This window comes from Flavobacterium supellecticarium (assembly GCF_004801375.1).
In the GTDB taxonomy this organism is placed as follows: domain Bacteria; phylum Bacteroidota; class Bacteroidia; order Flavobacteriales; family Flavobacteriaceae; genus Flavobacterium; species Flavobacterium supellecticarium.
This window is the reverse complement of the sequence record NZ_SSNZ01000001.1, coordinates 719,712-729,355: the sequence shown is the minus strand read 5'-3', so window position 1 is coordinate 729,355 and position 9,644 is coordinate 719,712. Positions and strand designations below refer to the sequence as shown.

The following is a 9,644-nucleotide window of genomic DNA, read 5'->3' as shown; positions in this document are numbered from 1 at the left end:
AATTGAGGTTAAATTTTAATGACATAAATAGGCATTTTGCCATCCACCGATTTTTGGGGGCATCTCTTGTTGCGTTACTTCTTCGATAAAGTGTCCTTCGTTTACAAGTGTCTCTACACGGTCGAAAAATACCTGATCGTCGGAGTGACGTTCCAATTTGTATATGTAATGATCAAATCTTGTACGATTCGTTTCCGGATGGAATTGAATCATGCCTCGTGGACCTTCTACTTGTATCGTGTTGATATACTGTAAAAGGGTACGGGTATCTGTTTGATCAACTGTTTCAAGAAGTTTAGCCAATACGGCTCCGTTTTCATAACCTAACATCGCAAATACACTTGCCGGTTCGTCATATTGTGCTTTAAACTGTTCGTGAAAAGTACAATCGGAAGTACGGGCAAAGTTTTCAAACCACGAAGCCACTACATAGAGTGGCAGGTTGTTGTTCTGGTATTCGTTTACGATGGTTTCGTTTATGGCGAATGGAGTAGTGTAAAAGGTGTATTTCCGGGAAACTTTGTTATGATTGATAAAAGAAGCATTTTCTTCGGCATATAAACCGCTGTAAAAGGCAAAAACAACTTCCGGATTATAATGTTCCAAGGTAAGTTGCATACATTCCGCTTCATTTTCACGCGGATAAAAAGGTGTGATATAATGTCCGGAAATGGTAATATCACTTTTGCTTAAAGCATTTTCCATTGCTGACAACATTCCGTAACCCGAATCGTAATACGAAGTGGCACTGGCAATTTTGTCGTATTGTTTGTCCGAAAAGTGTTGTCCTAGCAGATAACAGGATTCGGTCAGACCGTACGAGTTAATGCAGATACCTTTTTGCTTTTTCATTGCATAGGGTACCGTAGCGCCAATATCGGAAGCCAGTAACAGTATGTCGTTATCGGAGGCATATTCATATACGCGTTGCATATTGTGATGTCCGAAGAAACCGATAATAATGTTGATGCCTTCCTGGAAATAAAGCTTCTGGATTTTATCAATGATCAATTGTTCGTTGGCGCCGATTCCGATACTTTCAACATAATATTGAACGTTTAGGTTGTTCAGCTTGATACCACGAATAAAATCCCGATCCAAGGTTTTATACTGTTTGGACTGCGGGATCAGGATTCCTATTTTTGTTGGTATACTCATGTATAAAAATAATAGGAGAGGATGAACGTATTCTTCCTCTCCTAGAAATTAACTGTTTACTTTTCGTTAATTACGAGAAGGGAAAATACCGTATAATGCGATGCTGGTATAGATTCCTAAATAAGGACTACGAATCGAAAACGGTAAACCACTTCCGGCAATACCTGTAGTTCCGCTAATAGATGTAGTGATGTTTCCTACTTTATCTGCACCACTAAATGGCGGCTCGCTATAGGTGTTTGGCGCAGCTCCACCTGTACCAAAACTGTTGCCTCCGTTGTCGGATTCGTTGGTTGGATTTCCAGGGTTAGTATGAATAACCGTTTGAACATTTACCTGTCCGGCTCCTGTTCCCGGCACTAATTGGTGTACGTGAGGTGGAATGTTAGAGGTTGTTAAAGTAATTGATTCTGCTCCTCCAGATTGACCCCATTGGATGTTTGTTAAACCTGGTCCGGTTCCCGGGTGAACGATAGAACGCCCTCTTAAATCAGGTAAGGCAAATGTAGTTTGTCCGTTCCCTCCATAAGTTGTCCCGATTAATGAAAATAAAGCGGTGTTTTGTGCGATTGACATGATTTGTCCATCACAGAATGCCCATTGCGCAGGTGCAAAACCAAAAGCAAATGCCTGGATTTGTCCGATAATTTGTTCCATAAATATAAATTTTGTGGTTAAGTTTATACAAAACTAGGCAAACGCACAGGATTGATATTAGGTAAAATTACGTGTTTTTGTAAGACAATTGTATTATTATAATAAAATTAATAATATTTTGCTTTTTTGTTAAACAAATAAAATGGTTAGTATGTTTATATTAAATCTTTTAGGTTAATTTAAGATATCTTAACGATATTTATCATTTAGTCCTATACCTGCTAAAATCATAGGCTTGATCTTCTCAAACCGACTTAATTTGGTCTTTTCCTGCTTGGCAGTAGCAATATATTCGATGAATTCTTTTTGTTTATAAGGGGTAAATTGAGAAAAAGCATTTTGTAGATTCGTATCCTGTGCCAATTGTTGTTGTAGGTATTCCGATTGTAATGCTTCTTTTTTTTCCGGCTTAAAATGGATACCGGCTTTTTCATTTGCAATGGCTTCCTGGACATACTGTAAAATCAGTTTTTCGTCCATATCGGCTTTCGATTGGAAGCGCCATTGGCGTAAAGCCTTGGTAACGCCTTCCTGGGCGTTAACCAAAACTTTATGCGGATCTTTTAGGAGGATTCCGTTGAAAAACCAAATGCCAACATAAGATTTAAACCCGCCGATTCCCAGTACGTTTTTGCCGTTACAGGTATAGGTCGGGCCACCCCATTTGGTGGTTTCAACCAACTCGGTTTGAAGTAGGATTGTTTTTAAATAATCCAATTCTTCTTCCCATTGGTTTACTTTGTCCCATTTGTGTTTTTCATCCATTCGGATTTATTTTTTTGCGGCCGTTAATTCGGCTATTTTTACGATAACTTCTATCGCTTTTTGCATGCTTTCTACCGGTACATATTCGTATTTTCCGTGGAAATTATGACCACCGGCAAAGATATTCGGACATGGTAGGCCCATATAGGATAACTGACAACCATCGGTTCCCCCGCGAATCGGTTTGATGATCGGTTTGATCCCCAATTCCTTCATCGCTTTTTCGGCTACTTCTACAATGTGGATGACCGGTTCCACTTTTTCACGCATGTTATAGTAACTGTCTTTGATCTCACAGCTAACAATCGGTCCGCCGAATTGTTTTGCGAATTTTTTATTGATCTTGGCCGCGATTTTTTCAACGGTCTTTTTGCGTTTTTCGAATTTTTTACGGTCGTGATCACGGATAATCAATTCTACTTTGGTTTCCTCAATGCTACCGTTAATCCCGGTTACGTGGAAAAAGCCTTCGTAGCCTTTGGTTTCCTGTGGCGTTTCGTGTTTTGGTAACTTGGAAATGAATTTGTTTGCCAGTAACATTGAGTTGATCATTTTCCCTTTGGCATAACCCGGGTGAACGCTTTTTCCGCTAAAAGTAAGTTTGGCTCCGGCAGCATTAAAGTTCTCATATTCCAGTTCGCCAATCTGACTTCCGTCCATCGTATACGCCCAATCGGCAGCAAATTTTTCAACGTCAAATTTATGCGCGCCACGACCAATTTCTTCATCCGGTGTAAAGCCAATACGAATCTTTCCGTGTTTAATTTCCGGATTATTGATCAGGTATTCCATAGCGGTTACAATCTCGGTGATTCCGGCTTTATCGTCGGCTCCTAAAAGCGTCGTTCCATCGGTAGTGATAAGCGTTTGTCCTTTGTATTGCAACAAATCTTTAAAGTAACCTGGTGATAATACAATGTTTTGCTCTTTGTTTAAGATAATGTCTTTTCCGTCGTAGTTTTCTACGATCTGTGGTTTGATATTCGCTCCGGTAAAATCGGGAGTGGTATCAAAATGCGAAATAAAACCGATAGTCGGTACGTCGTGTTCCACATTACTCGGTAGGGTAGCCATGATATACGCATTGGCGTCGATGGTTACCTCTTCCATACCAATGGCTTTTAACTCTTCAACTAATTGATTGGCCAAATCCCATTGTTTGGCTGTACTTGGAGTGGTATCGGAATTCGGATCAGATTCGGTGTCAACAGTTACATAACTGATAAAACGATCAATAATATGTTGCATTTTAAAATATTTAAGATACACAAAAGTACGACTATTTCATTAAAATGAAACGTCGTACTTTTTAGAATAAATTCAAATTAATGAAGGTATAATAGGGTATAAATGATAAACAGTAGCAGTACAACCGTTATAAGGAACGAATTGACAAAAAACAGAACCAAACTCTTTAGATTTGAGATATAACGTTTCTCGCCGTAAAAAAAACGGTGTGCTTTAAAAAAGTAGGTAAAGCCCCAACCCAGATAAATACAGGTTAGTATAAACTCTAAAAATGTTAAAAAGCCATTATCACCCATTAGTTTCAGCAACCAGCTCACTGTTAGAAACAGCATGGTGTTGAGTAGCAGGAATGAAAAATAATGGAGCGTAAAAATACCGTGCTCAAAATAGTACCATTTCTTTTTATTGTGAAAAAGCCATAGCGAAAAAGCAAATAACGGCAGATAGAGGAAAAGTACTTTTGGAAGGTTATGAATAAATGATTCCTTGAATTTTTCGATGATTTCTTTTGTAGTATATTTTTCGTTTATTTCGGCTACCCTTTTTTCAAATTTTCCCATTATTCCGGAACCTTTTTTGGCTGCCGGAAGCGTCTTTTGTATCGAATCGTATTCTTTTACCGAACTATAGTTGCCTATGGTTGGGATTTTTCTACCTGTGCTTGCTTTTAGAATCGAATCGGCTTCTTCGTAGTTGTAATCATATTTGTGGGCTTCTGCCTTACGTACCTCACGTTGGGTTTCGTTATCGTGATCAATTTCCGGAAGTACTCCAGGTAGGAAAAAAGTTATAAAACTGATAAAAATATACAGCTTTACAGGAGCCACATAGTGTTTTCGTTTACCGGCCAAATATTCACGGGTAAGGCGCGAAGGACGAAACAACAAATATTTCATGGTTTTCCAAAAGGCATTGTCATAATGCGTAAAATCTTCTACAAAATGCGTAAACAGATAGTGAAATGACTTTCGGGATTCGGTGTTATCCTGACCGCAGTTTGGGCAGTATTTTTCGGTAACAATTTTTCCGCAATTTAAACAGTCAATGTGATCGCGTATTTTATCGTGGCTCATTATAGGGCATATTGGTGCGATAAAAATAATAAAAATTGATATTTATGAATAAAAATTGATAAATAAAACAAAATATTTATTGTTTATTTAATGCTAAAGCTCTTCATAGGAATGTTTTAAATGGGAAACCAATGCGATGATTTCCGGAGCTTTTAGGCTTTCACTTTTTACGCGAAGGATCTTATCGCAATCTTCCAGATCAAAATTAAAATGGATAATGTTACTGTTTGCTTCGAAAATACGACTGATGGCTCTGGCGTCTTTTTGACTTTGGACGCTTGTTTTAAAGATATATAACATAGTTAGCATCGGATTAATTTACATTTTTCCACCATTGGGTGAAGGTTGTATTGGCATCGAGATTCATCTTTTCTCCAATCATAGGAGTACAAAGACGTAAAGCCGGGTTGTCGTTTAAGGTTTCCAGACGGGAAATGGGTTCGTCCCAGTTGTGATTGGCCAGCGAAAATTTACTCCAGTGAACCGGAATCAGCTTTTCGGTATTCAAATCCTGTGCGACCTGCAGGACTTCTTCGGGCATTAAATGAATGTATTTCCAGTTTTTATCATATTGTCCGCATTCAATAATGGCCAAATCAAATGAGCCGAATTTATCTCCGATTGCCTTGAAATGATGATCATATCCGCCATCGCCACCGATAAAAATTCTTTTATCGGGTGTTTCCAGTACAAACGACAACCATAGCGATTTGTTTCGGGACAATCCTCTGCCGGAAAAATGACGTGCCGGTGTGGTATGTAATTTTGTATTATTGATCAACTCAATAGTTTCATGCCAGTCTTTTTCGATAATACGGGATTTGTCATAACCCCAATATTCCAGATGTTCGCCTACGCCCAATCCACAGATTACGGTTTTAACCTTGCTTTTCAGATTTTTTACCGTTTCATAATCAAGGTGATCCCAGTGATCATGCGTGATGATCAGATAGTCGATTTCCGGAATATCGGCTGTGGTATAACGATCGCTACCACCAAAACTTTTGGTCGTCATCCGGATAGGAGAGGCGGCTCCGCTAAAAACCGGATCGATCAGGAATTTAATACCATTGGTTTGCAGGAAATAAGAGGAATGTCCAAACCAGATAAAGACATCCTCATTTCGAGCGATTTTATGCAGGTCGGTTTTTACGGCCGGTAATTCCGAGCTTGGTTTTACCCGGGTGTTTTCTTTAAATATAAATTCCTTTAAAACCGAAAAATAGCTGGCACCTTCGGTTAGATCGGGTGTTTCACTGCTATTCTGAAACTGTCCGTCATGGAAGTTTGGTGATTTTTTTATGCGTTCCAATCGTTCGCCCGATGGAAGTTTTCCAAATTTGGGTTGTTGTAAAAACAAATAAACGCCAAGAGTAAGGGATAGGATTAAGATGCAAAGGGGTATCATAATTTTTCGTAAAAGCATGTTTTTTTAAAATAGTTTAGATTGACTAATCACTCTACAGTATTTAAAAAAAAGAATTAGTGAATCATAATCCAAAGGGTTTCGTAGGAGTTATAGATCACTTCTTTTTTCTCTTCTGGAGTTAGTTTCGATTGTCGTAAATACTGTTGTATTCCGAAAACGTAATTGTTCACGATCGCAATAAGGTAATCGATCGGTTGTTTTTTGATATGATTTTGTTCCATAGCTTCTTCCAGTTCTTCACATCCTTTTTTGGATAACTTCTGAATTTCTTCATAATCCATTAGCGAAGCATAAGGCGAAAAGTAAAATTGCTGAATAAAACGGAACTCATAATCGTTTTCCAATGACCATAACATCAGACCGATAAATTGTTTTTTAAAGTGTTCTTTATATTCGGTATGCTCGTCACGATAGCTTTCAATATGTTGGGCTACCCGTAACTTAATATCGATATAAAGTGCGATGATCAAATCTTCTTTAGTCTTATAATAATGGAATAAAGTACCGTTGGCTACACCGGCTTCTTTGGCAATCTTACTGGTTGCTGTTCCATGGAAACCGTAGTCTACAAATAGTTTTAAAGCAGTGGTAAGGATTTCTTTTTGTTTGTCCATAATTTAGATCGACTAATCAGTCGGTAAAAGTACTGCTTTTTATGTAGCGATTTAGTATTTGGCAAAAAATTAACTTTTTTAAAAAGTAGCGGTATTAAAAAAAGCACCTTTATGGTGCTTCTGCTTGTTTTATAATGGGCTAAAAAGAGACCGGAGTAACTTTCTGATTTTTTTGTGCCTGTTGTTCGGTAAAAATAAAGAAGACCGAAAGGAGTAAGCACAACGGAATTGTGAGCAATACATAGTCGCTTTTTATTTTTTGAAACGCATTGATCAGTCCAAAGGGCAGTAGTATAATAAATAATTGTATCAGTATTAGGCTGATTGTCGCCAATAGGGAGTTGTCCGAATGCTGATTCTTTTTTTCACAACGTAATTGCAGTTCGTAATAATCGGCCAGATGTCCCAATAAGGTCAAATGCTGGTTGTTGTCGATAATACCTTGATCGAATAATTCTTTTACCCGATGCGATTGTAAAGCCATGAGCTGTTTGGCACTGTTTTTTTGATTGCAGATATAGTCGATTTCATTTTGTGAAATCAAGGGCTCCAATTCGGTTTTTAGGCTAAGGATTTCGTTTTCTTGCTGTGAGTTCAGCTGATTCTGAAGTACAAGCAGCCATGCCTGATGTCTGTTTTTTAATTCCTGATAGATTTCTGCTTTTATTGCAAAGCTGTTTTGCAAAAAAGAGGCCCATGTAGTACTTGTACGAATAATCGTATTCCAAAGCATATCGGTTTCGGAACGGTGTTTTTGGATTCGTATGTTTTTCAGACTAAAAACAATAAGTGATAACAAACCGATAATCGCAACGGGGATCCACTGTAATGTGATCCATTTTAAGTCAAGATACTGGTATGAAAGTGTTTGAATGACAGCCCAGAAAATTAATACGTAACCAATATTTTTAGGCCAAAATATAAACTTTTTGCTAATTGTTTTGTTTCTTTTTGTATACATAGCACTTGATTTTTAACAATAATAATTACATATTGTACTATTCCGGTAAATTGTTGGGGGGTTTCTTATAAAATTATACTTTTTTCTTGATTCTAAAATTTTATACCATTAAAAAAACAAACATATCGATAAAGTGTCATATTTTACCGACGAAATGCATTTTTTAATGTGTATATAATGAAAGAATAATCATTAAATAAGGTTACTATAATATAAGATGCAATTGGCGTGGTTGTATCGACAGAAGGAGAATAAAAGTCGGAATTATAGTGCTGAAATATCCGATTCCAGCGATTTATCAAAAAGGATAAATGACTTGCTACCGAGATTTAACCTTTTGTTTATATGAAATCGTTAACTTTATAGGAGCTAAAAAACAACAACTATGAAATTAATCAGAAGAGCCAGTGCGAACTGGAAAGGTAGCGGTATGGAAGGAAAAGGTTCCGTATCCACGCAAAGTACAACATTAAACAAGGCCAATTTGTCGTTTAAAACCCGTTTTGAAGATGGTGTGGGAACCAATCCCGAAGAACTGATTGGTGCGGCGCATGCCGGTTGTTTTTCAATGAAGTTAAGTTTCGTATTAAATGAAGCCGGATTTACAGCCGATAACATCGATACGAATGCCAAAGTAGTTTTCGAAGATGGTAAAATCACTCAGGTACAATTGGACGTTAAAGCCAGCGTACCGGAAATTTCGGAAGAAGCGTTCCAAAAAGCTGCTTTGGATGCCAAAGAAAACTGTCCAATTTCACAATTGTTAAAAGCCGAAATCATTTTAGTAGCAGCATTGGTATAATAAACAACACCTGACAGGTTTCGAAAACCTGTCAGGTGTTTATAATTCGATTATGGTTTATTTACTTTCAATTAGCTTTTCCAAGCGCGCCATCATTTCGTCTTTTTCTTTTAGCATACGCTCGTATAGCGCAATCTTCTCTTCGTGAAGCTCAACCAATTTATCGATAGGCCGGACTCATTTTATATGCCTATACCTTTGTTTACCTCAAACAACAGTCGGAAGCGGCAGTAGCCAATGTAAGAATAGCCGATGGCGGTTTTGATTATTTGTTGACGTCCGATGTGAAACCGGGACAGGATACGCTGACGATTCCATCGGAAGCTGAAGGTCAATCGGTTCGGGCTATCACTTCTCTCTGGGGCGTTTTCGAAAAAGCTTATGTGGTTACGGCACATCGGAAAAAACGATTTGATAAAGTCGGATTATTGGCAACAAAACTCGACCGTGTCGAATCGCCAACGCTTTATTTGAGTGATGAAAATACGCCGTTGATTGTCATTGGAAATACAAAGATAACAGGAAAAGCGGTTTTACCGGAACAAGGAATACGACCCGGTTATATTGCCGGAAACAGTTTTTACGGAAAACAATTGGTAGCAGGAAGCATCGGACGCAGTAAGGGCGAATTACCAAAATTATATTCAAGTTACCGCGATGCATTAAAAATGCTTACTGCGATACTTTCGAAAAATAAAAATGACGAAAATACAGGACTTCTAAATCAGAAGCATTCAGTTTGCTCGTTTAGAGAAAAAACGAAAGTAATTCGTTCGGCCGATCCGCAACTACTGGCGGATGTTAGGCTTACCGGAAATTTTATCGTTCGGTCGGATTCGCTGATTGTAGTAAAAAATACTTCGGCATTAAAAGACATTATCCTGATTGCCCCAATTGTTGAAATTGAAGAAGGAACTATCGGTACGTTTTAGGTTAT

11 protein-coding genes and 1 pseudogene are annotated in these 9,644 nt (G+C 38.0%); 2 read left to right on the top strand and 10 right to left on the bottom strand.

Features of this window, described 5'->3' with window-relative positions; translation table 11 throughout:
* Positions 1-15 precede the first annotated feature (15 nt).
* The 9 genes from E6C50_RS03420 to E6C50_RS03380 form a co-directional block, all read right to left on the bottom strand.
* A complete protein-coding gene (locus tag E6C50_RS03420; RefSeq protein WP_136401785.1) occupies positions 16-1,158 on the bottom strand; it encodes an ABC transporter substrate-binding protein in 1,143 nt (380 codons plus the stop codon).
* 66 nt (positions 1,159-1,224) lie between these two features.
* Positions 1,225-1,815: a phage tail protein gene (locus E6C50_RS03415; RefSeq protein ID WP_136401784.1), complete on the bottom strand. Its 591-nt coding sequence runs from the start codon at positions 1,813-1,815 to the stop codon at positions 1,225-1,227.
* A 189-nt stretch (positions 1,816-2,004) separates the two neighbouring features.
* Positions 2,005-2,580, bottom strand: a complete 576-nt coding sequence (locus E6C50_RS03410; protein WP_136401783.1) for a YdeI/OmpD-associated family protein — start codon at positions 2,578-2,580, stop codon at positions 2,005-2,007.
* 6 nt (positions 2,581-2,586) lie between these two features.
* On the bottom strand, positions 2,587-3,828 hold the full coding sequence (gene pepT, locus E6C50_RS03405) for a peptidase T (protein ID WP_136401782.1): 1,242 nt from the start codon (positions 3,826-3,828) through the stop codon (positions 2,587-2,589).
* A 77-nt stretch (positions 3,829-3,905) separates the two neighbouring features.
* Positions 3,906-4,901: a DUF3667 domain-containing protein gene (locus tag E6C50_RS03400; RefSeq protein WP_136401781.1), complete on the bottom strand. Its 996-nt coding sequence runs from the start codon at positions 4,899-4,901 to the stop codon at positions 3,906-3,908.
* A 93-nt stretch (positions 4,902-4,994) separates the two neighbouring features.
* Positions 4,995-5,210 (bottom strand): hypothetical protein, encoded by a 216-nt coding sequence (locus tag E6C50_RS03395; RefSeq protein ID WP_136401780.1) that lies wholly within the window; start codon positions 5,208-5,210, stop codon positions 4,995-4,997.
* A gap of 4 nt (positions 5,211-5,214) precedes the next feature.
* The gene (locus tag E6C50_RS03390) at positions 5,215-6,309 is read right to left on the bottom strand and encodes an MBL fold metallo-hydrolase (RefSeq protein WP_136401779.1); all 1,095 of its coding nucleotides are present in this window, start codon (positions 6,307-6,309) and stop codon (positions 5,215-5,217) included.
* A gap of 74 nt (positions 6,310-6,383) precedes the next feature.
* Positions 6,384-6,944 carry a TetR/AcrR family transcriptional regulator gene (locus tag E6C50_RS03385; protein WP_136401778.1) on the bottom strand — a complete coding sequence of 187 codons (561 nt, stop codon included), beginning with the start codon at positions 6,942-6,944 and terminating at the stop codon, positions 6,384-6,386.
* Positions 6,945-7,083: 139 nt separating this feature from the next.
* Positions 7,084-7,905, bottom strand: a complete 822-nt coding sequence (locus E6C50_RS03380; RefSeq protein ID WP_136401777.1) for a bestrophin family protein — start codon at positions 7,903-7,905, stop codon at positions 7,084-7,086.
* 385 nt (positions 7,906-8,290) lie between these two features.
* Between E6C50_RS03380 and E6C50_RS03375 the strand changes: the two genes are divergently transcribed.
* Positions 8,291-8,707, top strand: a complete 417-nt coding sequence (locus tag E6C50_RS03375; protein ID WP_136401776.1) for an OsmC family protein — start codon at positions 8,291-8,293, stop codon at positions 8,705-8,707.
* A 57-nt stretch (positions 8,708-8,764) separates the two neighbouring features.
* Here E6C50_RS03375 and E6C50_RS03370 read toward each other — a convergent pair.
* Positions 8,765-8,878 (bottom strand): annotated as a pseudogene (locus tag E6C50_RS03370) (XRE family transcriptional regulator); the annotation flags it as partial.
* A 101-nt stretch (positions 8,879-8,979) separates the two neighbouring features.
* On the opposite strand from E6C50_RS03370, the gene E6C50_RS03365 reads away from it, so the two are divergent.
* A complete protein-coding gene (locus tag E6C50_RS03365) occupies positions 8,980-9,639 on the top strand; it encodes a hypothetical protein (RefSeq protein WP_136401775.1) in 660 nt (219 codons plus the stop codon).
* Positions 9,640-9,644 lie beyond the last annotated feature (5 nt).

What these genes read in the sequence shown, in the direction of transcription:
- E6C50_RS03420 (WP_136401785.1), bottom strand. Translation starts at nt 1,158, where the DNA reads ATGAGTATACCAACAAAAATAGGAATCCTGATCCCGCAGTCCAAACAG.
- E6C50_RS03415 (WP_136401784.1), bottom strand. Translation starts at nt 1,815, where the DNA reads ATGGAACAAATTATCGGACAAATCCAGGCATTTGCTTTTGGTTTTGCA.
- E6C50_RS03410 (WP_136401783.1), bottom strand. Translation starts at nt 2,580, where the DNA reads ATGGATGAAAAACACAAATGGGACAAAGTAAACCAATGGGAAGAAGAA.
- pepT (WP_136401782.1), bottom strand. Translation starts at nt 3,828, where the DNA reads ATGCAACATATTATTGATCGTTTTATCAGTTATGTAACTGTTGACACC.
- E6C50_RS03400 (WP_136401781.1), bottom strand. Translation starts at nt 4,901, where the DNA reads ATGAGCCACGATAAAATACGCGATCACATTGACTGTTTAAATTGCGGA.
- E6C50_RS03395 (WP_136401780.1), bottom strand. Translation starts at nt 5,210, where the DNA reads ATGCTAACTATGTTATATATCTTTAAAACAAGCGTCCAAAGTCAAAAA.
- E6C50_RS03390 (WP_136401779.1), bottom strand. Translation starts at nt 6,309, where the DNA reads ATGATACCCCTTTGCATCTTAATCCTATCCCTTACTCTTGGCGTTTAT.
- E6C50_RS03385 (WP_136401778.1), bottom strand. Translation starts at nt 6,944, where the DNA reads ATGGACAAACAAAAAGAAATCCTTACCACTGCTTTAAAACTATTTGTA.
- E6C50_RS03380 (WP_136401777.1), bottom strand. Translation starts at nt 7,905, where the DNA reads ATGTATACAAAAAGAAACAAAACAATTAGCAAAAAGTTTATATTTTGG.
- E6C50_RS03375 (WP_136401776.1), top strand. Translation starts at nt 8,291, where the DNA reads ATGAAATTAATCAGAAGAGCCAGTGCGAACTGGAAAGGTAGCGGTATG.